Annotated in this window: 27 protein-coding genes; 12 read left to right on the top strand and 15 right to left on the bottom strand. The window is 54.8% G+C overall.

Annotated features, from left to right (window positions below; translation table 11 throughout):
- Positions 1-4: 4 nt before the first annotated feature.
- Positions 5-1,450: a metalloprotease TldD gene (gene tldD, locus FAZ14_RS13530; RefSeq protein ID WP_016943116.1), complete on the top strand. Its 1,446-nt coding sequence runs from the start codon at positions 5-7 to the stop codon at positions 1,448-1,450.
- A gap of 113 nt (positions 1,451-1,563) precedes the next feature.
- Here tldD and aaeR read toward each other — a convergent pair whose 3' ends face one another.
- Positions 1,564-2,508: an HTH-type transcriptional activator AaeR gene (gene aaeR, locus FAZ14_RS13525; protein ID WP_016943115.1), complete on the bottom strand. Its 945-nt coding sequence runs from the start codon at positions 2,506-2,508 to the stop codon at positions 1,564-1,566.
- Between the two features lie 346 nt (positions 2,509-2,854).
- On the opposite strand from aaeR, the gene aaeX reads away from it, so the two are divergent.
- From aaeX to aaeB, 3 genes are read left to right on the top strand one after another with little or no spacing between them, the layout of a single operon-like run.
- On the top strand, positions 2,855-3,058 hold the full coding sequence (gene aaeX / locus FAZ14_RS13520) for a p-hydroxybenzoic acid efflux pump operon protein AaeX (RefSeq protein WP_016943114.1): 204 nt from the start codon (positions 2,855-2,857) through the stop codon (positions 3,056-3,058).
- Positions 3,059-3,089: 31 nt separating this feature from the next.
- Complete coding sequence (gene aaeA, locus FAZ14_RS13515; RefSeq protein ID WP_016943113.1) at positions 3,090-4,013, top strand: p-hydroxybenzoic acid efflux pump subunit AaeA; 924 nt, start codon at positions 3,090-3,092, stop codon at positions 4,011-4,013.
- 12 nt (positions 4,014-4,025) lie between these two features.
- Positions 4,026-5,978 carry a p-hydroxybenzoic acid efflux pump subunit AaeB gene (gene aaeB, locus FAZ14_RS13510; RefSeq protein WP_038926452.1) on the top strand — a complete coding sequence of 651 codons (1,953 nt, stop codon included), beginning with the start codon at positions 4,026-4,028 and terminating at the stop codon, positions 5,976-5,978.
- A gap of 6 nt (positions 5,979-5,984) precedes the next feature.
- Here aaeB and FAZ14_RS13505 read toward each other — a convergent pair whose 3' ends face one another.
- Positions 5,985-6,485, bottom strand: coding sequence for a DUF1543 domain-containing protein (locus FAZ14_RS13505; RefSeq protein WP_016943112.1), 501 nt, complete (start codon positions 6,483-6,485; stop codon positions 5,985-5,987).
- Positions 6,486-6,600: 115 nt separating this feature from the next.
- Here FAZ14_RS13505 and FAZ14_RS13500 point away from each other — a divergent pair, with 115 nt between their 5' ends.
- Positions 6,601-7,227, top strand: a complete 627-nt coding sequence (locus FAZ14_RS13500; RefSeq protein WP_016943111.1) for a LysE family translocator — start codon at positions 6,601-6,603, stop codon at positions 7,225-7,227.
- Between the two features lie 60 nt (positions 7,228-7,287).
- Here the strand turns inward: FAZ14_RS13500 and yjgA are convergent, their stop codons facing one another.
- The gene (gene yjgA, locus FAZ14_RS13495; RefSeq protein ID WP_016943110.1) at positions 7,288-7,836 is read right to left on the bottom strand and encodes a ribosome biogenesis factor YjgA; all 549 of its coding nucleotides are present in this window, start codon (positions 7,834-7,836) and stop codon (positions 7,288-7,290) included.
- Between the two features lie 190 nt (positions 7,837-8,026).
- Between yjgA and pmbA the strand changes: the two genes are divergently transcribed.
- Positions 8,027-9,367: a metalloprotease PmbA gene (pmbA, locus tag FAZ14_RS13490; protein WP_029456542.1), complete on the top strand. Its 1,341-nt coding sequence runs from the start codon at positions 8,027-8,029 to the stop codon at positions 9,365-9,367.
- Between the two features lie 62 nt (positions 9,368-9,429).
- On the opposite strand, the gene rnk is transcribed toward pmbA, so the two are convergent.
- From rnk to FAZ14_RS13430, 12 genes are all read right to left on the bottom strand, one after another.
- Positions 9,430-9,840 (bottom strand): nucleoside diphosphate kinase regulator, encoded by a 411-nt coding sequence (gene rnk / locus FAZ14_RS13485; RefSeq protein WP_016943108.1) that lies wholly within the window; start codon positions 9,838-9,840, stop codon positions 9,430-9,432.
- A 190-nt stretch (positions 9,841-10,030) separates the two neighbouring features.
- Entirely contained in the window at positions 10,031-10,303 is a 273-nt protein-coding gene (gene npr, locus FAZ14_RS13480) for a PTS phosphocarrier protein NPr (protein ID WP_015848125.1), read from the bottom strand.
- Positions 10,300-11,154 (bottom strand): RNase adapter RapZ, encoded by an 855-nt coding sequence (gene rapZ, locus FAZ14_RS13475; RefSeq protein ID WP_012883031.1) that lies wholly within the window; start codon positions 11,152-11,154, stop codon positions 10,300-10,302. The genes npr and rapZ overlap by 4 nt, the downstream gene beginning before the upstream one ends.
- Before the next feature lie 137 nt (positions 11,155-11,291).
- Entirely contained in the window at positions 11,292-11,783 is a 492-nt protein-coding gene (ptsN, locus tag FAZ14_RS13470) for a PTS IIA-like nitrogen regulatory protein PtsN (RefSeq protein WP_016943107.1), read from the bottom strand.
- 93 nt (positions 11,784-11,876) lie between these two features.
- Entirely contained in the window at positions 11,877-12,164 is a 288-nt protein-coding gene (hpf, locus tag FAZ14_RS13465; RefSeq protein ID WP_016943105.1) for a ribosome hibernation promoting factor, read from the bottom strand.
- A gap of 24 nt (positions 12,165-12,188) precedes the next feature.
- Positions 12,189-13,622, bottom strand: a complete 1,434-nt coding sequence (gene rpoN, locus FAZ14_RS13460) for an RNA polymerase factor sigma-54 (protein ID WP_038926449.1) — start codon at positions 13,620-13,622, stop codon at positions 12,189-12,191.
- Positions 13,623-13,671: 49 nt separating this feature from the next.
- Positions 13,672-14,397 (bottom strand): LPS export ABC transporter ATP-binding protein, encoded by a 726-nt coding sequence (gene lptB / locus FAZ14_RS13455; RefSeq protein ID WP_016943103.1) that lies wholly within the window; start codon positions 14,395-14,397, stop codon positions 13,672-13,674.
- A gap of 15 nt (positions 14,398-14,412) precedes the next feature.
- Complete coding sequence (gene lptA, locus FAZ14_RS13450) at positions 14,413-14,991, bottom strand: lipopolysaccharide ABC transporter substrate-binding protein LptA (protein WP_016943102.1); 579 nt, start codon at positions 14,989-14,991, stop codon at positions 14,413-14,415.
- On the bottom strand, positions 14,969-15,538 hold the full coding sequence (gene lptC, locus FAZ14_RS13445; protein ID WP_016943101.1) for an LPS export ABC transporter periplasmic protein LptC: 570 nt from the start codon (positions 15,536-15,538) through the stop codon (positions 14,969-14,971). The genes lptA and lptC overlap by 23 nt, the downstream gene beginning before the upstream one ends.
- Entirely contained in the window at positions 15,535-16,101 is a 567-nt protein-coding gene (kdsC, locus tag FAZ14_RS13440; protein WP_016943100.1) for a 3-deoxy-manno-octulosonate-8-phosphatase KdsC, read from the bottom strand. Before kdsC ends, lptC begins: the two co-directional genes overlap by 4 nt.
- A gap of 49 nt (positions 16,102-16,150) precedes the next feature.
- On the bottom strand, positions 16,151-17,137 hold the full coding sequence (gene kdsD / locus FAZ14_RS13435; protein ID WP_016943099.1) for an arabinose-5-phosphate isomerase KdsD: 987 nt from the start codon (positions 17,135-17,137) through the stop codon (positions 16,151-16,153).
- Between the two features lie 30 nt (positions 17,138-17,167).
- Positions 17,168-18,130 carry a calcium/sodium antiporter gene (locus FAZ14_RS13430; RefSeq protein ID WP_038903080.1) on the bottom strand — a complete coding sequence of 321 codons (963 nt, stop codon included), beginning with the start codon at positions 18,128-18,130 and terminating at the stop codon, positions 17,168-17,170.
- Between the two features lie 278 nt (positions 18,131-18,408).
- Between FAZ14_RS13430 and mlaF the strand changes: the two genes are divergently transcribed.
- The 6 genes from mlaF to ibaG all read left to right on the top strand — a co-directional run bounded on the left by mlaF (position 18,409) and on the right by ibaG (position 21,936).
- Positions 18,409-19,218 carry a phospholipid ABC transporter ATP-binding protein MlaF gene (gene mlaF, locus FAZ14_RS13425; RefSeq protein WP_016943097.1) on the top strand — a complete coding sequence of 270 codons (810 nt, stop codon included), beginning with the start codon at positions 18,409-18,411 and terminating at the stop codon, positions 19,216-19,218.
- 3 nt (positions 19,219-19,221) lie between these two features.
- Positions 19,222-20,004, top strand: coding sequence for a lipid asymmetry maintenance ABC transporter permease subunit MlaE (gene mlaE / locus FAZ14_RS13420; protein WP_016943096.1), 783 nt, complete (start codon positions 19,222-19,224; stop codon positions 20,002-20,004).
- A gap of 4 nt (positions 20,005-20,008) precedes the next feature.
- Positions 20,009-20,608 carry an outer membrane lipid asymmetry maintenance protein MlaD gene (mlaD, locus tag FAZ14_RS13415; protein ID WP_029456541.1) on the top strand — a complete coding sequence of 200 codons (600 nt, stop codon included), beginning with the start codon at positions 20,009-20,011 and terminating at the stop codon, positions 20,606-20,608.
- Between the two features lie 11 nt (positions 20,609-20,619).
- Positions 20,620-21,252, top strand: coding sequence for a phospholipid-binding protein MlaC (gene mlaC, locus FAZ14_RS13410; RefSeq protein WP_012883044.1), 633 nt, complete (start codon positions 20,620-20,622; stop codon positions 21,250-21,252).
- Positions 21,245-21,538, top strand: a complete 294-nt coding sequence (gene mlaB / locus FAZ14_RS13405; protein ID WP_016943094.1) for a lipid asymmetry maintenance protein MlaB — start codon at positions 21,245-21,247, stop codon at positions 21,536-21,538. The genes mlaC and mlaB overlap by 8 nt, the downstream gene beginning before the upstream one ends.
- Before the next feature lie 143 nt (positions 21,539-21,681).
- Positions 21,682-21,936, top strand: a complete 255-nt coding sequence (gene ibaG / locus FAZ14_RS13400) for a BolA family iron metabolism protein IbaG (RefSeq protein ID WP_012883046.1) — start codon at positions 21,682-21,684, stop codon at positions 21,934-21,936.
- Positions 21,937-21,972 lie beyond the last annotated feature (36 nt).

Raw genomic sequence — 21,972 nt, 5'->3', positions numbered from 1 at the left:
TTCTATGAGTCTGACATTTGTCAGTGAGCAATTACTCACGGCCAATAAACTGAGCCATCAGGATTTACAGTCCATTCTGGGCACGTTGAGTGAGCGGCGTCTTGATTACGCCGATCTGTATTTTCAGTCGAGCTACCACGAGTCCTGGGTGCTGGAAGACCGCATTATCAAGGACGGTTCTTATCATATCGACCAAGGGGTCGGGATCCGCGCTATCAGCGGGGAAAAGACCGGTTTTGCCTACGCTGACCAGATAACGCTCAATGCGTTGCAGCAAAGCGCGCAGGCGGCACGCAGCATTGTGCGTGAGCAGGGCAACGGCACGGTGAAAACGCTGGGTGAGGTGCCGCATCGCGGCCTGTACCCACAGGCCAACCCACTGGATAGTCTGAGTCGTGAAGATAAGATTGCCCTGTTACAACGCGTTGACGCCACCGCCCGAGCGGCCGATTCGCGCGTACAGGAAGTCACCGCCAGTTTAACCGGCGTGTATGAACTGGTATTGGTGGCCGCTACCGACGGCACGCTGGCGGCGGATGTCCGTCCGTTGGTACGCTTATCCGTCAGTGTGTTGGTGGAAGAGGAAGGCCGTCGTGAACGTGGTTCGAGCGGCGGTGGTGCACGTACCGGTTACGATTATTTCTGGCAGCAGGCCGATGGTGAAGCGCGGGCGGAAGCCTGGGCTAAAGAAGCGGTGCGTATGGCGCTGGTCAATTTGTCGGCGGTCGCGGCACCTGCCGGGTCGATGCCGGTGGTGCTGGGCGCAGGCTGGCCGGGTGTGCTGTTGCACGAAGCGGTCGGGCACGGCCTGGAAGGCGATTTTAACCGTCGTGGTACCTCGGTGTTCAGCGGTCAGGTCGGTAAATTGGTGGCGTCCGAGCTGTGTACGGTGGTGGATGATGGCACGCTGGAAGGGCGTCGCGGTTCACTGGCGATGGATGATGAAGGCGTTCCCGGTCAATACAATGTGCTGATCGAAAACGGCATTCTCAAAGGCTACATGCAGGATAAACTGAATGCCCGTTTGATGGGTGTCGCGCCGACCGGCAACGGCCGCCGCGAGTCTTATGCACATCTGCCGATGCCAAGGATGACCAACACCTACATGCTGGCAGGTCAATCGACCCCCGAGGAGATTATCGCCAGCGTGGAATATGGCCTGTATGCGCCGAATTTTGGCGGTGGTCAGGTGGATATCACCTCCGGTAAATTTGTGTTCTCCACGTCTGAAGCGTATTTGATTGAGAAAGGACGCGTGACCACGCCGGTGAAAGGGGCGACGTTAATTGGCTCCGGTATTGAGGCCATGCAGCAGATCTCGATGGTCGGCAACGATCTGGCGCTGGATAGAGGCGTCGGGGTGTGCGGCAAAGAAGGGCAAAGCCTGCCGGTAGGCGTCGGTCAGCCAACGTTGAAGCTGGATAGCATTACGGTAGGCGGTACCGCCTGAGTGAAGCGATACAACCAGACGTGATGCAACCAGAAGTTATGTAACTAATAGTTATGTAGATAATGGTTATGCAAATAATAGTATGAATGCAGGCCGCCTTTGCGCGGCCTGCGTTATTTCTGCGGTAGCCCGGTTTGCGGGTGCTCCTGCCGGTATCCCTGATAAATCAGCGCCACCTTGTTGAAGTACTCAGTCAGGTAGTTGATGCACACTTGTACTTTTAGCGGCAGGTTGTCGCGGCGGGTATAAAGTGCGTATACCGGGCGTGGATCGGAGTGGTAGCGCGAAAAGAGGATCTCTATCTCTCCACGTTTGATCTCTTCAAATACCCACATTAACGGCATATAAGCGATGCCAGCGCCGTTTTTCAGCCAGCGAATCAGCGTAACCGGGTCATTGGTGACGAAGCGCCCTTGCGGCGTCAGCCGGGTGGTGATGCCCTCCGGGGCGATCAGTTCGAATTCGCTGTCCGGGCGAACGCTGTATTCGAGCCAGGACGCGTTGCTCACATCACCGGGCTTTTCTGGCGCGGCATGCTGCGCCAGATAGCTTTTGGCGGCGCACACCACCATCGGCATCGAACCAAGGCGAGTGCTATACAGGCTGGAGTCCTGTAACGCACCAACCCGAATAACGATATCCAGTCCATCGGCAATCAGGTCCGGCGCCGGAATGCCGCACACCAGATTAACCGATAAGCCGGGGTATTCCTTGAGCATTTCTGTGGTCATCGTAGCCAGTACGTTTTGCGCCATGGTGGAGGAACTGCCGATGCGTAAGGTACCGATTGGCGTGTTATTGAACGCGTATAACTGCTCATGGACTTCCTGTGCTTCGTGCAGCATACGTCGGCAGCCGTGATAATAGATCCTGCCCGCCTCTGTCAGCCCGATGCTACGGGTGCTGCGGTTGAGCAGTTTCACCTGTAGCTCATCTTCCAACCGGGTCACCGTCTGACTGACGGCGGAGACGCTCATTGCCAGTTGGCGTGCGGCGGCGGTGAACGAGCCGAACTCCACCACTTTGGCGAACACTGACATACTCTTTAATCGTTCCATTGTTAACCCTGGCTTAAAAGTGATTTAGATCACGCTGCGTAGATAACACAATAATAACGTTTCATAATATAGCTTGTCTGGCTACAACGCGTGGCCTCGATTACCCGTCTTCACTGCTGTGGTTGTTTCAAAGGGTTAAAAACGCTGATGTAGCATGGTAAGCGACACCCATTACATCAGAACCCACCATCGCAATTATTCAGTTAATGCTCTGTCTTTATGCGTCGGCAACCCTGTTGGTGGAAACGGACGTTCATTCTGTTTTCACTGTCTCCTCGTTGTTTTACCAGCGGGGCGAGAGCGGCGAATGTGGTAAGGGGGACATGGGGAATATAAGGAAAAGAGGATGAATTCACTCCCGGTTATGGTGCTGTTTGGTTTGTCGTTTCCACCGGTATTTTTTGTACTGCTGGTGACGCTGGCGTTATTTTTTGTCTGCATCCGGCTGCTGCACCCCACGGGGATTTATGACCTGGTGTGGCACCCTGCCTTGTTTAATACCGCACTGTTTGTCTGCCTGTTCTATCTGCTGTTCCGTTTCGGTCTTTGAGGTTGTTGTGAAAACATCTGTTGTGAAAGTGATGGTCAAAAAATTCAGCCGCATGGCAATAACACTGTTGCTGGTGTTGTTGGCGGCGGTAGCACTGGTGCGCGTATGGTCGTTTTACACCGAATCTCCCTGGACGCGTGACGCCCGTTTTAGCGCCGATGTCGTCGCGATAGCCCCCGATGTCAGCGGCCTGTTGACCGAGGTAAAAGTGCAGGATAACCAGCCGGTGAAACAAGGCGATGTGTTGTTCGTTATCGATCAACCACGTTACCAGCAGGCTCTGGAAGAGGCTCAGGCTGATGTGGGCTATTATCAGGCGCTGGTCGATGAGAAAAAACGAGAATCGGCGCGCCGTTTACACTTAGGCGTGCAGGCGATGTCGCGCGAAGAAATAGAACAATCCGGCAATGCGTTGCAGACCACACAGCACCAACTGGCGAAGGCACAGGCTGAACTGGAACAGGCGAAGCTCGATCTGGTGCGCACCGTGGTGAGAGCCCCGTCGGATGGCTGGGTTACTAATTTACATGTGCATGCCGGTGAGTTCATTACCCGTGGTTCTACGGCGGTGGCGCTGGTGAAGAAAGATTCGTTCTATCTGCTGGCCTACATGGAAGAAACCAAACTGGCGGGTGTACGCCCCGGTTATCGGGTGGAAATCACACCGCTGGGCAGCAACCAGATTTTGTTCGGCTCGGTGGACAGCATAGCGGCGGGGGTCACCAACAGCAGCAGTTCCTCTGATATCAAAGGCCTGGCGACGGTGGACTCCAATCTGGAATGGGTACGGCTGGCGCAACGGGTACCGGTAAAAATTCGCCTCGAACAGCAATGGGGCGACCTGTATCCGGCTGGAACCACCGCCACCGTGGTGGTGACCGGTGAACATACCCGCAACACCACGCCGATGTCGCCGCTGCTGCAACTGCTACACCGCCTGCGTGAGTTTGGCTAAGCGAGTCTTCTTATGATCAACAGACCCGCGTTTTTACGCCTGCGGTTTGCGTTCAAACTCAGTACCGCCGTCGTATTGTCGCTGGTGCTGGGTTTTCACCTGCAACTGGAAACCCCGCGCTGGGCGGTATTGACCGCTGCCATTGTGGCGGCGGGGCCGGCTTTTGCGGCTGGTGGAGACCCGTTTTCTGGTGCCATTCGTCACCGTGGCATGCTCAGGGTGATCGGTACGTTTATCGGCTGTATTGGCGCGTTGGTGATTATCATCGCCACTGTTCGGGCACCCGCATTGATGCTGCTGTTGTGCTGCTTGTGGGCCGGTGTCTGTGTATGGATTTCGTCGCTGGTAAAAGTAGAGAACGCCTATGTGTTTGCACTGGCAGGGTACACGACGCTGATTATTGTCGTGACCAGTCAGAGCGAGCCGTTGCGTATTTTGCAATTTGCGGTGGAGCGATGCAGCGAAATCGTGCTGGGTATCGTTTGTGCCATTCTGGCTGACCTGCTGTTTTCACCCCGATCGATCAAACAGGAGATCGACCGTGCGGTGGAAGAGCTGTTGATAGGGCAATATCACTTACTGCAACGTTGCGTGAATGGCATATCAAAAGAGGAACTGGACGCCGTCTGGAACGGTCTGGTGCGTAAAACGCATGCTATCAACGGAATGCGTAGTGTACTGATGATGGAATCGTCACGCTGGCAGGGTGCCAGCCGCCGCATAACCACGCTGTTGACCCAATCCTGGGTCATGATTACCCAGGCGTGCGAAACCCGCCTGACGCTGCAAGACCACCCAGACGCCGTCAAAGGGGCGATCGCCGTGATGCTGGAGCAACCGGCAGAGACCCCCGCCGACGTACAGCGGCGTTTACGGCAGTTACGCCACCTGGCAGCGGCGCACAGCCGCAGTCTGCCGCCAACACTGGTGAGCTGGCTGGGGGCGGCGGCACGCTACCAATTATTGGCGAAAGGCGTGAAAACTAACGTACGCATCAGCCAGAGTGAAGCGGCATTACTGGAGGCGGATATCCCGGTCAAGGCCAGTTCGGCGGAAACCCACCATGCCATGATCAACGGCGTGCGTACGACGGTCGCCACAGGACTTGGATGCTTGTTCTGGTTGTGGACCGGCTGGACATCAGGGAGCGTTTGTATGGTGATGCTGGCGGTGGTGACCTCGCTGGCGATGCGCTTACCCAATCCACTGGTGGCGGCGAAAGATTTTCTGATTGGTACGCTGGTGGCATTGCCGCTGGGTGCGCTGATGTTCATGCTGGTGTTGCCGTCTACCCAGCAAAGCCTGCTATTACTGTGTCTGAGCCTCGGTGGTGTCGCGTTTGTGATAGGCATTGAGGTACAGAAGCGACGTTTGGGGTCGTTGGGGGCGTTGGCCAGTACCATCAACATCATGGTACTCAGCAACCCGATGCAGTTTAATCTGTCCCAGTTTCTGGATAATGCGATTGGTCAGGTGATTGGCTGTATTCTGGCATTGAGCGTTATCCTGCTTATTCGTGACAATACCCGCGAGCAAACGGGCCGTACACTACTTAACCGGTTCGTGTTTGGTGCAGTATCGGCGTTGTCGACCCGACCGGCACGGCGTCAGGAGAACCACCTGCCCGCGCTGTACCAACACCTGTTTTTGTTGCTCAACCTGTTTCCCGGTGAAATCGGCAAATATCGCCTGGCGCTGTCGCTTATCATGATGCACCAGCGCCTGCGGACGCTGGTGCTGCCGGTCAGCCCGACACTGTCCGCATTTCACCGCCAGATGAGAGCGACGGCCGAGCAGGTCATCGGTGCTACTCGCGATCGTAGCCTGCATTTTTCCCGATTACTGGCACAAATGGATGAGTACCAGCAACTGTTGCGCGACCACCAGGTGTCGGATGAGGCGATTGATGCGGTTGGCCGGCTCACCGCGTTGTTGCATCGCCATCAACATGCGCTCGGCGACTAAACCGCATTACAGCGGATGGTAACCTTGCCACAGAGGTGGCGAAACCTGCCCGGCAGGGTTCGCGGTGAGGTGGATATACCAGCGGTCCAGCAGCGTGAGCGGCAGGCAGTCGTCCACATCGCACAGGTCGTCCTTGTGCTGCTGGAACACGTCGGTCAGTAGTACCGCTTTGGCCCGTTGTTTAGCCTGCTCCGCATTCGTTGCGACAAACAGCCCGAACTGATGCACCTCCGCCGGATTGTGCGGCAGATAGCCCCCCATATTGATGAACCAGAGTTTTTCTCTGCCCTGAAACGGCTGGCGGCTGAGCGTGATATCATAGCCGTCTGCCCAATGGCAGGGGGTATAGCTATCGACGTGGATCTGGTTCTTATCGCCGAACCAGTTGGCTTTTAAGAGGGGAAACCCATCTTGTGGGTGTTCCACCGCGGCGAACTGGATGTCATGCAATTCGATATTCGCACCCTGGGCGCGCCCGCCCACGTAATACATAAATAGCGTTGTCATGCGCCGTGGTTCCTCCTGGTTTGGGTCTGCTATTTTCGCTGTATTACTGATTGTGTAACAAAGCGGTTGAATTAACCGCTTGTAAAATAAATTGATATCAACGGAAAACAGGATAATGACACTGCATCTTTGGCTGGTTTACCTCGGTGTGATCACCGTGTTGATTGCGGTTCCGGGGCCATCGGCCTTACTCAGTATGACGCATGGTTTGCGCTACGGGCAACGACGTGCACTGGCGACTATATTGGGCGGCGCGACCGGTTCACTGTTGCTGATGACCGCGTCGGCACTGGGGTTGGGTGCAGTGCTGGCCGCATCGGCGACGGCGTTTCTGGTACTCAAAGTCGTGGGGGCGCTCTACCTGATTTGGCTCGGTATTTCCGCCTGGCGAACGCAGGAAAACACCCTGACGCCTTCCTCTGAGGTAGAAGAGAGTGCACCAGGGGCGCTGGGGTTGTATCGACGTGGTTTTATGGTGGGCGTCAGTAATCCCAAAGACATCCTGTTTTTTGCCGCACTGTTTCCCAATTTTATCGACACGGGTGCGCCGCAGGCGATGCAGTTTGCATTGCTGGCGTTGACCTGGGCGGTGCTGGATTGCAGCATCATGTTTACTTACGCCTGTATGGGGAACCGTGTCTCCACGCTGTTTACTCACCCACGACGCTTGCGGTTGTTTAACCGTGCGACCGGCACCCTGTTTATTTTTGCAGGCTCTGCACTGGTGGCATCAACCAAATAATTCCCCTACCCGGTGTCGGTGAGGCTGTTTGTCGGCAGCCTCACCGAGGCCGGTCTGAAATCACTCCGCTTCTGCCAGTTCGCGTAGATACTGGAAAATCTGCCGGGCTGATTTGGGGGGCTTGTTGGCCGCTTTTTCTTTTTGGGCGTTACGCACCAGCGAGCGCAGTTGCTGGCGGTCGGCCTGCGGGTAAAGCGCAAGGATGTCAGGAACTGCGCCATCACCTTCGGCTATCAATCTGTCGCGCAATTGTTCCAGCTTGTGGAATAGTGATACCTGCTGGTTATGGCGGTTACGCAGTTTGTCCAGTGCGGTCTGAATCGGCTCCGGGTCGCGGGCGCGCAGCATTTTGCCGATCAACTGCAACTGGCGACGGCGGCCTTCTTTGGTGATGCGCTGCGCCAGCTCAATCGCGGCGCGCAGATCATCATCCAGCGGAATGCGTTCCAGCGCGTTTTTACCCAGTTCGACCAATTCGGCACCCAGCGCTTTAAGGGCTTCGGCATCGCGTTTAATCTCGCTTTTGCTGACCCAGATTATCTCTTCGTCTTCATCGTCCTGGCTGGCGTCAGGGATCTCGTCCTGCCAGTCTTCGGGATGTTTGTTCATGGTAGCTCCCCAATAAAAGAGGCTGATCCTATCAGGTTATGGGCTTTGTGCGAAATTGTCCGCCGATCCTGTTAGACTCAATCTCAGGTTACCTCATGGTAAAACTGAGGTCAGGTAACGAATAGCAGGCGGACAGCATTCGTTGCATCATAGATTATCTGAATGTTTTCTTACTCATTATGGCAAATCGATGACAATAATCACTCAGGTTGCAGAACAGCGTAAAGTGCTGGAACAGGCGGTATCACAGGCGCTGGAACTGGCCCGTGCCGGTTCTGATGCGGCGGAAGTTGCCGTCACGAAAACAACCGGTATCAGCGTCAGCTCCCGGTATGGTGAAGTTGAAAACGTCGAATTCAACAGCGATGGCGCGCTTGGCATTACCGTTTACTATCAGCAGCGTAAAGGTAGCGCGTCATCCACGGATATGAGTCCGGACGCTATCGCACGCACAGTGCAGGCGGCGCTGGATATTGCTCGTTATACCTCGGTTGACCCTTTTGCCGGCCCGGCAGACAAGGAGCTACTGGCGTTTGACGCGCCAGACCTGGATTTATTCCACCCGGCTGAACTGGATGCCGATCGCGGTATCGAACTGGCCGCCGCCGCCGAGCAGGCGGCGCTGAAAGCCGATAAACGCATCACCAATACCGAAGGCGGCAGCTTCAACAGTCACTACGGTATCAAGGTATTCGGCAACAGCCACGGTATGTTGCAGAGCTACTGCTCCAGTCGCCATTCCATGTCGGTTAGCGTCATTGCTGAGCACAATGGCGATATGGAGCGCGATTACGCTTATACCATCGGTCGTGCGCTGGGCGACTTGCAATCTCCGGCATGGGTAGGGCAAGAGTGCGCGCGCCGCACACTGGCACGTCTGTCGCCGCGTAAGCTGGCGACGATGCAGGCTCCGGTGATGTTCGCCGCCGAGGTGGCAACCGGCCTGTTCGGTCATTTAGTCGGTGCTATCAGCGGTGGCAACGTCTACCGGAAATCCACTTTCCTGTTGGATAGCCTGGGCAAACAGATTTTGCCGGAATGGCTGACCATTCAGGAGTTACCGCATTTGCGCAAAGGGCTGGCCTCCACGCCGTTTGACAGCGAGGGCGTGCGTACCGAACAGCGGGATATAGTCAAAGACGGCGTGCTGCAAACCTGGTTGCTGACCACCTATGCGGGTCGGAAATTGGGCATGAAGAGCACCGGCCATGCGGGTGGCATTCATAACTGGCACATTGCCGGACGTGGGCTGGATTTTGACGGCATGCTCAAGGAGCTGGGTACCGGTCTGCTGGTCACCAGTTTGATGGGGCAAGGGGTCAGCGCGGTCACCGGGGATTATTCCCGCGGTGCTTCCGGTTTCTGGGTAGAAAACGGCGAGATTCAGTACCCGGTGAGTGAAATCACGATTGCCGGTAACCTGAAAGATATGCTGCGTAATATGGTGACCATCGGGGATGATATCGAAACGCGCAGTAATATCCAGTGCGGTTCGGTGTTACTGCCGTCGATGAAGATTGCTGGGGTATAACGTCTGGCTTTATTGATCGGCTGCCCGATATCAGGGCAGCCGTTTGGCAGATAACGGTTTGATTAGCGGTGGTACTCACCTGCTGCTTCCGGCTGGTAGAGCAGCTCAATCACTTCAATACGCGTTTCTTCGCCGTTAGGCAGCGGCCACGCAATGCTGTTGCCGACATGCATGCCGAGCAGTGCTGCCCCCAATGGTGCCATCACCGAAATTTGTTCCCGGCTGTCCTTCAGACTGGCCGGATAGACCAGCGTGCGGATATGTTCTTCTGCGGTGAGTAGATCGCGGAACCGGACTCTGCTGTTCATGGTGACGACATCAGCGGGCATCTCGACCGGCTGAACGATGTCCGCCCGATCCAGTTCCTCGCTCAGAGCCTGCGCAACCTCTGTATCGGCAAAAGCGGGTTGTTCCAGCAGCGCATCCAGGCGTTCGGCATCCAGCTCGCTAATCGTCAGGTGCGGTTTGTCCATATGTTTCTCCAGTTTTTGCAATAGCAGATAACAACACCCCCGCCGTGAAGGGCAGGGGCATAAGTTGGTATAAGTTAATCCGATGGTATCAGGGATGCAGGGAACTTACCGCATAAAAACGTACCGCATAAACAGGAATCGACAGGGATCACAGATGGCGACTTGCGCCATCGGAGGGGACAGCGGCAGATTAATCTTCGTCAAACCCGGCTTCAAACAGCTGAATGACAGCAGCCAGTGCTTGCTCTTCATCCGGGCCGGTGACTTCCACTTCGATATGGCGGCCTTTGGCGGAATCCAGCATCAGCATGGCAATGACACTACTGGCATCAGCCTCGGTGCCGCTTTCGTTGCGTAGCAACACCTCAGCATCAAAACTTTGCACCAGCTCGAACAGTTTCATGGCCGGGCGCGCGTGCATCCCTAAGCGGTTTTTCACTTCAACAGTTTGCCTGACGGTCATGATTTACGTTTTTCCAGCGTTCGGTGGCGTGACTGCACATTCTTGCCACGGGAGCGAAAGTAGTCCGCCAGTTGTTCCGCGATGTAGACGGAGCGGTGTTTACCGCCGGTACAACCGATAGCGACGGTAAGGTAGCTGCGATTGTTGGTTTCCAGCATCGGTAGCCACAGTTCCAGGTAGCTGCGGGTCTGATAAATGAAATTGTGGACCTCGGTGTGTCGGTCAAGAAATGCCGCCACCGGTTTATCCAGACCTGTCATCGGACGCAATTTGGGGTCCCAGTGCGGGTTTGGCAGGAAACGCACGTCAAACACGTAGTCGGCATCAATCGGAATGCCATGTTTGTAGCCAAATGACTCGAATACCATGGTCAGTTCACGCTCGCGCTTGCCGAGCAAACGGGTACGCAACATTTCCGCCAGTTCATGTACCGACATTTCCGACGTATCGATGATAAGGTCGGCACGGGAGCGCAGTGGCTCCAGCAGGTCATTTTCTTCGTCGATAGCGCTTTCCAGCGACAGGTTTTTGCTGGAAAGAGGATGCAGACGGCGGGTGTCGCTGTAACGCCGAATCAGCGTGTTGCGATCGGCATCCAGAAACAGCAATTGCGGTGAAAAGCTCTGTGGCAGGCGAGTCAGGGCATGTTCCAGCACTTCCGGCGTTTCCGGTAGGTTACGCACGTCAATGCTGACAGCGGCGGAAATATTCCGTTCCGCCAGCGTCTGCGCCAGCTCGGGCAACAGCACCACCGGCAGGTTATCTACACAATAGAAACCCATGTCTTCCAGCGCGCGCAACGCTACGGATTTTCCCGAGCCTGAGCGACCACTGACAATCATCAGCACCATCTGACGACTCCCCCCTGGCAGCGGGATGGTGAATGTCCACCGCCACAGTTAGCTAACTTCGTTTTCCCGGCCAGGCCGGCATCTGTCAGGCTTACACCTGAGCCATTCATACGTTGGATAACGTCCGAAGCCTGCCGTCAGGGCTGGTCGGGCAGATCATCCGCTTCGATCATGATCTGATAGAGCTCTTCATCGCTTTGGGCAGCGCGCAGGCGCTTACACACGGTTTTATCCGCCAGTCGTTTGGCGACAAGCGATAGCGTATGCAAATGGGTTTTACATTGTTCAGTGGGAACCAGCAAGGCAAAAAGCAGATCGACCGGCTGGTTATCGATGGCATCAAACGCTATCGGTTGTTCCAGCTGGATAAAGACGCCGACTGCACCGAGCGTATTGTCGTCCTCCAGCTTGCCGTGCGGAATGGCGATACCATTGCCGATTCCGGTACTGCCCATGCGCTCGCGGGTCAGAATGGCTTCAAACACCATCTGCGGCGGCAAATTGAGCTGTCTGGCGGCCAGTTCACTGATAATTTCCAGCGCGCGCTTTTTGCTCTGACAGTGGACGGCGCTACGCGTGCACTCCTTACGGAGGACGGTGCTAAGTTGCATAACGGGCTCGTTGTTCATGATGCGTTCACTTAACGACACGGTTGCCTTCGGTTACCAGCCTGCCATAGAGCAAGCAGGCTGGTTGCTGTCCCTGCACCTGAAACGGCAACATTAGTGCTGTTTCAGTTTATCCTTATGTTTGTTTAACTGTCTTGCCAGCTTGTCGATCAGCAGATCGATGGCGGCATACATATCACCCGCTTCCGATGTGGCATGCAGCTCACCTCCGTTGACATGGATCGTGGCATCTGCAATGTGCAGGATCTTTTCCACTTTCAGTACCACGTACACCTGATTGATACGATCAAAGTATTGCTCAAGTTTGGCGAATTTTGAGGTCACGAATTCGCGCATAGCATCCGTGATTTCGACGTGGTGTCCGGTAATGTTAAGCTGCATATCGTCTTCCTTCTCATGTAGGGGTCAAACCAGCTGTTTACGTTGGTTTGACGGCGGGATAGATAAAGACTCTCGATACTTGGCGACAGTACGGCGGGCCACAATGATTCCCTGTTCGGAAAGCAGAGTGGTCAGCTTGCTGTCGCTCAGCGGTTTAGCGGGATTTTCCGCTGCAATAAGTTTTTTTACCAGCGCACGGATAGCGGTGGAGGAGGCCTCGCCGCCGTTGTCGGTATTGACGTGGCTGGAAAAGAAATACTTCAGCTCAAAAATACCACGCGGACTGTGCAGAAATTTCTGGGTCGTCACGCGGGAAATGGTGGACTCATGCATATCCACAGCCTGGGCGATATCCGCCAGCACCATGGGTTTCATAAATTCTTCACCGTGTTCGAAGAACGCCTGTTGTTGCTCCACAATACAGCGGGTGACTTTCAACAAGGTATCGTTACGGCTTTCCAGACTCTTGATGAGCCAGCGCGCTTCTTGCAAATGACTGCGAATGAACTGCCCGTCGCTGTCGTTACGCGCACTGTTGCCAAGCGCGGCATACTGTTGGTTGATTTGCAGTCGTGGCACGCTGTCGGTGTTGAGTTCTACCGTCCAGTGACCCTGGACCTTGCGCACCAGGACGTCTGGTATGACATACTCGGATTCGCCGGTATTGATAGACTGCCCAGGGCGTGGATCCAGTGACTGAATCAGCGCCAACGCTTCTTTCAATACGTCTTCTTTGAGGCGACTGGTGCGGATCAGGGTGCGGAAGTCATGGTTGGCGAGTAAATCGAGATAGTCGCTGACAATCAGCCTGGCTTCGCTCAGGCGGGGAACATCGCTGTTGAACTGTGATAGCTGTACCAGCAGACATTCGCGCAAATCGCGTGCGGCCACGCCGACAGGGTCAAAGCGCTGCACACGTTTGAGCACCGCCTCTACTTCTTCCAGCGTCACCTCTTCATTGCCGATACTCTCACGGATGTCATCCAGCGATACCGTCAGGTAACCGGTGTTGTCTACCGCGTCGACGATGGACGTAGCGATAGCGGCATCGGTATCGGAAAACGGCGTCAGTTCCACCTGCCACATCAGGTAATCCTGCAGTGTCTGCGTGGTTTCACCCTGATAGACCGGTAATTCCTCATCACGGTAGTCAGTGCTGGTGCCGGAAGGCGTACCGGCGGTGTAGATTTCATCCCAGGCGGCGTCGAGCGGTAACTCGTCGGGCATCTCTTTTTGTTCCAGCGCCTCGCGGGTGTCCAGCGTTTCGCTGTCACTGATTTCCTGGGTTTCTACTTCGTCATGAATATCGGCCTGCTCCAGCAACGGGTTGCTTTCCAGCGCCTGTTGGATTTCCTGCTGGAGTTCAAGCGTGGACAACTGCAGCAGGCGGATGGCCTGCTGTAACTGCGGTGTCATAGCCAGTTGCTGGCTGAGCCTGAGTTGCAAACCTTGCTTCATAACGCGCGTTAACTTCCTTTTTGAATTATCAACCTAAAACATGACGTGGTCAGAGTCGGAAGCCTTCGCCCAGATAGACTCGTTTTACCTGCTCATTCGCCAGTATATCCATCGGGGAGCCGTGGGCAATAAGCTGGCCCTGACTCACGATATAGGCACGTTCACAGACATCGAGCGTTTCACGGACATTATGGTCGGTAATCAGTACGCCTAACCCACTATCGCGCAAATGCTCAATGATTTTCTTGATGTCGAGAACCGAAATCGGATCTACCCCCGCAAAGGGTTCGTCCAGCAGGATGAATTTGGGGTTGGCAGCCAGCGCCCGGGCGATTTCCACCCGACGGCGTTCACCACCGGACAACGATTGTCCCAGACTATCGCGCAGGTGAACAATATGAAACTCTTCCATCAGTTCGTTGGCGCGGTCTTGCTGTTGTTCTCGGGTCAGATCTTTTCTGATCTCTAGTACCGCCATCAGGTTGTTGTAGACGCTCAGTCGCCGGAAGATCGAGGCTTCCTGCGGCAGGTAACCAATACCGCGGCGAGCGCGATCGTGCAGCGGCAGCAGGCTGATGTCCTCATCGTCGATGACGATACGGCCTTCGTCGCGCGGGACGATACCGACAACCATATAGAAAGTGGTTGTCTTGCCGGCCCCATTAGGGCCAAGCAGCCCAACGATCTCGCCGGAATTGACATTCAGGCTGACGTTTTCCACCACTTTGCGGCCTTTATACGCCTTGGCCAGATTTTCGGCGATTAGTGTTGCCATGGGTTAGCGCGTTACTCACTGTTGTTTGGTGGGCTTGCCGGTGTTGCTGCCGGGCTTGGCGCCATTTTGCACGCCTTTGTCCTGCAATTGTGTTGGGACCAGCACGGTAGTGACTCGTTTGCCTTTGTCGCTGAACGCTTCCATCTGCTGTTGTTGTACCAGATAGGTGATGCGGTCGCCCTTGACGTTGCTGTCCAACTGTTCCAGATAAGCATCGCCGGTCAACGTGACCAGTTGCTTGTCCATTTCATAGCGTATTTTCTGTGCATGACCTTTAACGGGTTTACCGTTGTCCTGCATTTGGTAGAAGGTCGCCGGATTGCCGTAGCCTTCGATAATTTCATGGCCTTGCTGGCCGTTAGGACGGGTTACGACGACTTTGTCGGCCTGTGCTTTTATCGACCCCTGCGTGACGATAACGTTGCCGGTAAACGTCACGACATTGCCTTGCATATCCAGCGCCTGCTGGTCGGACGTAATGTGGATCGGTTGCTCGGTATCTCCGGTGAGTGCCAGTGCCGGAATACTGACGGCAAAAAGCGAGCTGGCGATCAGGATGCTGTGTAACACATTAATTTTTTGGTTGGATTTCATAATTGGATTGTACCTTATCGATCAACTCAGCGGTTTTGCTGCGCAGGTTTCCGCGCATTTTCAGTCCATTAGATGTAAAGTTTGTGCCGTACAGGGTGACCTCATCATCTGACGTCACGTCCTGCGTAACCAGATTAATCTGTGCATTGTCCGTTTTAATCCGCTTTAATTGCGAATCGTCTGTCAGGCTGGTGACCTCTACGTGGCCGTACAGATACAACATGCGATCTTTTGTCAACTTGGCGCGATCCGCGCGCACCGACCAGGTCGCGATAGCTTGTTCATTGAACATGGTCGCTACCGGTTGAGTAAACCAACTGACTTGTTCGGCGTTGTAGTGCTCGGCTTTTTCGGCTACCAGCCTGTAACTCAATTTCCCGGTCGGGTCATACACCATCGTGGTGTTTTGCTGCATGGTGTAGGCCGGGTCATTATTTTGTACTTCAGTCGGCCCGCTTCCTTCCCGTCGGGTCGTCAAATTTAACCCGATAAGCACCAGCGCAATCAATGCCAGCAACAACGTCAGCCAGCGTTTCGTTTTACTCATATCGACAGCCCTTTGGCGAAGTCCAGTTTACCCTGTGCCAGCAGAATAAGATCGCAAATCTCTCGTACTGCGCCATGGCCGCCGCCGATACGCGTGACGTAATGCGCTCGGGGTAGCAACAGTGGGTGGGCGTCCGCTACGGCGACGCTTAACCCTACCTCGGCCATTACCGGCCAGTCGATCAGATCGTCGCCGATATACGCCACCTGGCTGGCAGTGAGCGACAGTGTATCCAACAGCTCGCGGAAGGCCAAAATCTTATCTGATTGTCCCTGATATAAGTGGCGTATTCCCAATGTCTGGCAGCGGTCGATGAGTAACTGCGATGAGCGGCCGGTGATAATCGCCACGTCGATATCCGACGTCAGCAGGCAGCGAATGCCATAACCGTCGCGGACATGAAAGGTTTTCAGCTCTTCGCCCTGATTTCCCATGTAAATCAGGCCATCAGACAGGACACCGTCGACATCGCAGATTAACAGACGTATATCACGGGCACGCTGCATCACCAGGGTATCGACAGGCCCGTAACAGGTATCGGTTTGCGACCGGGTTTCACTCATTCACTCGTATCCTTGGTTTTTCATTCTCTGCGGCGTGCGCGCGTCAGGTTTATACCACACCTGCGCGCAGCATATCGTGCATGTGGACAATCCCCAGCAGGCGATCGCCCTCTGCGACCAGCAGCGAGGTAATATGGCGGGACTGCATCAGATTCAGGGCATCCACCGCCAGTGTGTGCGGCGTCACCCGAATACCACCGCGCGTCATCACATCGGCGATGCCGGCACTGTTGAGGTCGATATTCATATCGAACACCCGGCGCAAGTCACCGTCAGTAAAAATGCCTTCGATGCGATCATCCGGACCGCAAATGACCGTCATCCCCAGATTCTTGCGGGTAATCTCCAGCAGCGCGTCGCGCAGCGAGGCGTCGTGACCGACACGGGGGATTTCGTCGCCAGTGTGCATGATATCGTTGATTCGCAACAGCAGTTTGCGACCCAGTGCGCCGCCGGGGTGGGACAATGCAAAGTCTTCAGCCGTAAAGCCGCGCGCTTTCAATAGCGCCACCGCCAGCGCATCGCCCATCACCAGTGCCGCGGTGGTACTGGAGGTCGGTGCCAGACCCAGCGGGCAGGCTTCCTGGGATACGTGGACGCAAAGATGGATGTCGGCGGCTTTCGCCATGGTGCTTTCCGGGTTACCCGTCATGCAGATAAGACACACTTGCAGGCGTTTTAACACCGGGATGAGCGCCAGAATCTCATGAGATTCACCCGAGTTGGAAATGGCGATCACAATATCTTGCGCGGTGATCATCCCCAAATCACCGTGGCTGGCTTCGCCGGGGTGAACAAAGAAAGCCGGTGTGCCAGTACTGGCGAAGGTCGCGGCCATCTTGCAACCGATATGACCGGATTTCCCCATGCCCATCACCACGACTTTACCGTGGCAATAAAACATTTTCTCGCAGGCGCGGGAGAAATTGTCGTCAATGTACTGATCCAACTGCGCGAGGCTGTCGCGCTCGATGGATAAAACCTGCCGACCCGCACTCTGGAAGTCGAAACCCGGTTGTAACTCGAAATGTGACATGTAAAACATCCTGCGTTGCCAATGCTCTGGCTATGAGAACAAGAACAGCACCGAAAGGTACGCGATGAACGCACACAACAGCAATGCGCCAGCACCCTGACCGATGCGCCGTTTCTGGCGGAGACAGAGAACCGTCAGGAGCGCGCTGACACCCAGCATCACCCAGTAATCGCGTGTAAACGCGAGCGGATTTACCGCGCCAGGGGACAAGAGAGCGGGCACGCCCAGCACTATTACGATATTAAAGATATTCGAACCAATCAGGTTACCGAGCGCGATGTCGTCTTCTTTTTTTAATGTGCCGACGATAGCGGTCGCCAATTCTGGCAGGCTGGTGCCGACGGCCAACACGGTGAGCCCAATGGTCAGTTCGCTGATATTAAAGTAATTAGCGATAACTGTGGCGTTATCGATCACAATACGCGCCGACATCGGCAGAATAATCAGGCCGAGTAGCAACCATAACAACGCCACGGTTTGGTTGTTCTCTCTGGGCAACTCAGCCATTTGTTCGCGTGTCAGGCTGTCGTCACCGCGACGTTGAGCGGCGTGGGCCATACGTAACATCAACAGGATACAACCGCAGGCGGTCAGCAGCAGGATCACGCCGTCCAGGCGACTGAGGAAACTGTCATGCAACAGAACACCACACAGCAGCGTGACCACCAGCATCGGTGGGAGTTCCTGGCGCAGCAGCGTGGAATGCAACGTCAGCGGGCGGATTAGCACGGCGCTGCCGAGTATCAACAGGATATTGGCGATATTCGACCCTAATACATTGCCTACCGCCATGTCGGTCTGATGGTTGAGCGCGGCAGTCACCGAGACCATCAATTCGGGCAGCGAGGTTCCCATGCCGACTATCGTCATGCCGATAATCATCGGCGGTACACCCAGTGTGCGCGCCAGTACCGCCGCGCCATACACCACTCGGTCGGCGCCATACACCAGTAACACTAAACCAACAATTAACAGTACTGTCGCAAAAAGCATGCAGCGTCCTTTATTCAGGTATAATCACCGGTTTATTGGCGCAAAAGCCAGTATTTCTGGACAAATAATAAACAAAATCGCCATTTTCCCTCGTTGGCGCTAATTCTGACTGCGCAGGGCGAAAAAGTAAAACCAATGGCAATTTTGGTCACGAACCCGTGTCCTGATTCTGTAACAGTGAAGAGTAAGCGTAACACTCTGAAAAGCGATTTCAGGGCGTAACGGTGCGAAAATGTGAAAACGGGCGGCCACTATGGGTTACCGTTGAGGAATAGACCATGAACCACGAAAATCTGGTAGAAATTCGCGGGCTCAGTTTCCGGCGAGGCAGCAGGCCGATTTTTTCGGATGTCTCGCTGAATGTGCCAAAGCAAAAAATTACGGCCATCATGGGGCCGTCCGGTATCGGTAAAACCACGCTGTTGCGGTTGATTGGCGGTCAACTGCAACCAGACAGCGGCGAAATCTGGTTCGACGGGGAAAATATTCCGACACTTTCCCGCTCTCGTTTGTATGAAACGCGTAAGAAAATGAGCATGTTGTTTCAGTCCGGTGCCTTATTTACCGACCTGAATGTGTTTGACAATGTGGCCTGGCCGCTACGGGAGCACACGCAACTGCCTGAACCGTTGCTACAGAGCACGGTGATGATGAAGCTGGAAGCGGTGGGACTACGCGGCGCGGCGCAACTGATGCCGTCAGAGCTGTCTGGCGGTATGGCAAGGCGTGCCGCACTGGCGCGTGCGATTGCGCTGGACCCACAACTGATTATGTTTGATGAGCCTTTTGTCGGCCAGGACCCGATTACCATGGGGGTGCTGGTGAAGCTCATTGATGAGTTAAATCACGCGCTTGGTGTGACCTGTATCGTGGTGTCTCACGATGTGCCGGAAGTTTTGAGTATCGCCGATCATGCCTACATTATTGCCGATCAGCGTGTCGTGGCACAGGGCGCACCGGCTGAATTGCAGCAGAATGGTGATCCGCGTGTCAGGCAGTTTCTCGATGGCATCGCCGATGGCCCGGTACCGTTCCGCTATCCGGCGGGCGATTACCAACGCGGGCTGTTAGGTTTGGGGAGTAAGTAATTCATGCTAGTACAGGCATTAGCGTCGCTGGGACGTGTTGGCATTCAGGCTTGTGCCTCTTTCGGGCGTGCCGGGCTGATGTTGTTCAATGCGCTGGTGGGCAAGCCGGAACCGGCCAGACAGTGGCCGCTGTTGCATAAGCAACTCTATAACGTTGGCGTGCAATCATTGCTGATCATTATGGTCTCCGGTTTGTTTATCGGCATGGTATTGGGTCTTCAAGGCTATCTGGTCCTGACCACCTACAGTGCGGAAGCCAGCCTGGGCATGATGGTGGCGCTGTCATTGTTGCGTGAGCTGGGGCCGGTGGTGACGGCGTTGTTGTTCGCCGGGCGTGCCGGTTCTGCCCTGACGGCGGAAATCGGACTGATGAAGGCGACCGAGCAGTTATCCAGTATGGAAATGATGGCGGTAGACCCGTTGCGTCGTGTCGTCGCACCGCGGTTTTGGGCCGGGGTAATTTCCATGCCTTTGCTGACGGTGATTTTTGTCGCCGTTGGTATTTGGGGCGGCGCACTGGTTGGCGTGGACTGGAAAGGGATCGACAGCGGCTTTTTCTGGTCGGCGATGCAAAACGCGGTGGAATGGCAGAAAGACCTACTTAACTGTGTGATTAAGAGCCTGGTGTTTGCCATTACCGTGACCTGGATTGCGCTGTTTAACGGTTATGACGCGATTCCGACGTCAGAAGGCATCAGCCGCGCGACGACCCGCACGGTGGTGCACTCGTCGCTGGCGGTACTGGGATTGGATTTTGTGCTGACGGCACTGATGTTTGGGAAATAAGTCGATGCAAACAAAGAAACATGAAATAGGGGTTGGCGTGTTCATGCTGATCGCACTGTGCGCCATCATCTTTTTATGCCTGAAGGTGGCAGATCTGAAATCACTCGGGCAACAGCAGACTTACCGTTTGTATGCCACGTTCGACAATATTGGCGGCCTCAAGGTGCGTTCGCCGGTAAAAGTCGGCGGTGTGGTGATTGGTCGTGTTGTGGACATTTCGCTGGATACCAAGACCTATTTGCCGCGGGTGGCGATGGATATCGATAAACGTTACAACCACATTCCGGATACCAGTTCGCTGGCGGTTCGTACCTCCGGTCTGCTGGGGGAACAGTATCTGGCGCTGAATATTGGTTTTGAAGACGAGGACATGGGTACCTCGATTCTGCAGGACGGCGGGACAATTCAGGATACCAAGCCTGCTATGGTTCTGGAGGATCTTATCGGTCAATTCCTATATAAGAGCGGTGGCAACAATACTGACAATGCCAGCCAGAATAATGCGAATCAGGGGCATACCGAACCGGCCGCGCCTAAACCGGCTGAGAAAAACGGTGATACTGCAAAACCTGAAGCCAGCGAAAAACCGGCCCAACAGCCTTAAGAGGACACAGCATGTTAAAACGTTTATTGATGGTGGCTTTGTTGGTCGTGGCCCCGTTTGTCAGTGCAGCGGATCAAACCAATCCTTATAGCCTGATGCGCGATGCGGCGCAGAAAACCTTCGACCGTCTTAAAAACGAACAATCGCATATTCAGCAGGACCCTAACTATCTGCGCACCGTGGTACGCGAAGAGCTGCTGCCTTATGTGCAGATAAAATACGCCGGTGCGCTGGTGCTGGGGCAGTATTACAAGAGTGCCACGCCGGAACAGCGTGAAGCCTATTTCACGGCGTTTGGATCGTATCTGGAGCAAGCCTACGGTCAGGCGCTGGCGTCTTACCATGGCCAGACTTACGAGATTGCACCGGAGCAGCCGCTGGGCAATGCCGAGATTGTTTCTATCCGCGTCACTATTATTGACAATGGTGGTCGTCCGCCGATTCGTCTGGATTTTCAGTGGCGTAAAAACACCAAAACCGGCTACTGGCAGGCTTATGACATGATCGCCGAAGGGGTGAGCATGATTACCACTAAGCAGAACGAATGGGCATCCACGTTGCGCCAGAGTGGTGTGGATGGGTTGACGAAGCAACTGCAAGCGGCGGCTCAGCAGCCGATTACGCTGGATCAGAAAAATGGCTGATGCACTGCAGTGGCGACAGACTGACGGCACACTGTATCTGGAAGGCAGTCTGGATCGAAACAGTTTACTGCCGCTTTGGCAGCAGCGTAATGCGTTGCTGGCAGGTAGCCGGGTGCTGGATGTCGGCCAGGTAGAGCGGGTGGATTCCGCGGGACTGGCTTTGTTGGTGCATTTTTATCACCAGCAGGAACAACAGGGAACGCCGATGACGATTACCGGTGCCAGTGAGCGACTGCGTACGTTGATTCAACTGTATAACCTGAATGAAATCATTCCTGTCCATTGAGTCGACCTGTCGCTGTGCGCTTTCATGATTAAGGTTCCCCCTTGTCGCCTGTGCGCAAGGGGGATTTCTTTTGTTTAAGATAGCGACAGATTCATCTAAGATACCACCCTGTTTATCATCCCCCTGACGTAGAATCGAGAGCAATGGAAAACGACGAAATTAAAGACGTGCTGATGAAAGCGCTGGCGCTTGAAGACGCGCATGTTTCTGGCGATGGCAGCCACTTTCAGGTCATTGTGATAGGTGAGTTGTTCAAGGGTATGAGCCGCGTAAAACAGCAGCAGGCGGTCTATGCGCCGCTGATGGAATACATCGCGGATAATCGCATTCATGCGTTGTCGATCAAGGCTTATACCCCTGAAGAGTGGCAACGCGACCGTAAACTAAGCGGTCTGTAAGTTAGCGGCCATCCGGCCATGCTATTGAGTCTGAAT

Origin of the sequence: Dickeya oryzae (assembly GCF_009372235.1) — a bacterium.
Classification (GTDB): domain Bacteria; phylum Pseudomonadota; class Gammaproteobacteria; order Enterobacterales; family Enterobacteriaceae; genus Dickeya; species Dickeya oryzae.
This window is presented reverse-complemented; position numbering and strand designations above follow the sequence as displayed.

Excerpts from the sequence above, each read along its gene's own strand:
- mlaC (WP_012883044.1), top strand. The coding sequence starts at position 20,620 with ATGTTAAAACGTTTATTGATGGTGGCTTTGTTGGTCGTGGCCCCGTTT.
- ibaG (WP_012883046.1), top strand. The coding sequence starts at position 21,682 with ATGGAAAACGACGAAATTAAAGACGTGCTGATGAAAGCGCTGGCGCTT.
- rpoN (WP_038926449.1), bottom strand. The coding sequence starts at position 13,622 with ATGAAGCAAGGTTTGCAACTCAGGCTCAGCCAGCAACTGGCTATGACA.
- FAZ14_RS13500 (WP_016943111.1), top strand. The coding sequence starts at position 6,601 with ATGACACTGCATCTTTGGCTGGTTTACCTCGGTGTGATCACCGTGTTG.
- aaeR (WP_016943115.1), bottom strand. The coding sequence starts at position 2,508 with ATGGAACGATTAAAGAGTATGTCAGTGTTCGCCAAAGTGGTGGAGTTC.
- yjgA (WP_016943110.1), bottom strand. The coding sequence starts at position 7,836 with ATGAACAAACATCCCGAAGACTGGCAGGACGAGATCCCTGACGCCAGC.
- hpf (WP_016943105.1), bottom strand. The coding sequence starts at position 12,164 with ATGCAGCTTAACATTACCGGACACCACGTCGAAATCACGGATGCTATG.
- lptB (WP_016943103.1), bottom strand. The coding sequence starts at position 14,397 with ATGGCAACACTAATCGCCGAAAATCTGGCCAAGGCGTATAAAGGCCGC.
- mlaF (WP_016943097.1), top strand. The coding sequence starts at position 18,409 with ATGAACCACGAAAATCTGGTAGAAATTCGCGGGCTCAGTTTCCGGCGA.
- tldD (WP_016943116.1), top strand. The coding sequence starts at position 5 with ATGAGTCTGACATTTGTCAGTGAGCAATTACTCACGGCCAATAAACTG.
- mlaB (WP_016943094.1), top strand. The coding sequence starts at position 21,245 with ATGGCTGATGCACTGCAGTGGCGACAGACTGACGGCACACTGTATCTG.
- aaeA (WP_016943113.1), top strand. The coding sequence starts at position 3,090 with ATGGTCAAAAAATTCAGCCGCATGGCAATAACACTGTTGCTGGTGTTG.
- ptsN (WP_016943107.1), bottom strand. The coding sequence starts at position 11,783 with ATGAACAACGAGCCCGTTATGCAACTTAGCACCGTCCTCCGTAAGGAG.
- lptC (WP_016943101.1), bottom strand. The coding sequence starts at position 15,538 with ATGAGTAAAACGAAACGCTGGCTGACGTTGTTGCTGGCATTGATTGCG.
- rapZ (WP_012883031.1), bottom strand. The coding sequence starts at position 11,154 with ATGGTGCTGATGATTGTCAGTGGTCGCTCAGGCTCGGGAAAATCCGTA.
- lptA (WP_016943102.1), bottom strand. The coding sequence starts at position 14,991 with ATGAAATCCAACCAAAAAATTAATGTGTTACACAGCATCCTGATCGCC.
- mlaE (WP_016943096.1), top strand. The coding sequence starts at position 19,222 with ATGCTAGTACAGGCATTAGCGTCGCTGGGACGTGTTGGCATTCAGGCT.
- npr (WP_015848125.1), bottom strand. The coding sequence starts at position 10,303 with ATGACCGTCAGGCAAACTGTTGAAGTGAAAAACCGCTTAGGGATGCAC.
- kdsD (WP_016943099.1), bottom strand. The coding sequence starts at position 17,137 with ATGTCACATTTCGAGTTACAACCGGGTTTCGACTTCCAGAGTGCGGGT.
- aaeX (WP_016943114.1), top strand. The coding sequence starts at position 2,855 with ATGAATTCACTCCCGGTTATGGTGCTGTTTGGTTTGTCGTTTCCACCG.
- kdsC (WP_016943100.1), bottom strand. The coding sequence starts at position 16,101 with ATGAGTGAAACCCGGTCGCAAACCGATACCTGTTACGGGCCTGTCGAT.
- mlaD (WP_029456541.1), top strand. The coding sequence starts at position 20,009 with ATGCAAACAAAGAAACATGAAATAGGGGTTGGCGTGTTCATGCTGATC.
- FAZ14_RS13430 (WP_038903080.1), bottom strand. The coding sequence starts at position 18,130 with ATGCTTTTTGCGACAGTACTGTTAATTGTTGGTTTAGTGTTACTGGTG.
- pmbA (WP_029456542.1), top strand. The coding sequence starts at position 8,027 with ATGACAATAATCACTCAGGTTGCAGAACAGCGTAAAGTGCTGGAACAG.
- aaeB (WP_038926452.1), top strand. The coding sequence starts at position 4,026 with ATGATCAACAGACCCGCGTTTTTACGCCTGCGGTTTGCGTTCAAACTC.
- FAZ14_RS13505 (WP_016943112.1), bottom strand. The coding sequence starts at position 6,485 with ATGACAACGCTATTTATGTATTACGTGGGCGGGCGCGCCCAGGGTGCG.
- rnk (WP_016943108.1), bottom strand. The coding sequence starts at position 9,840 with ATGGACAAACCGCACCTGACGATTAGCGAGCTGGATGCCGAACGCCTG.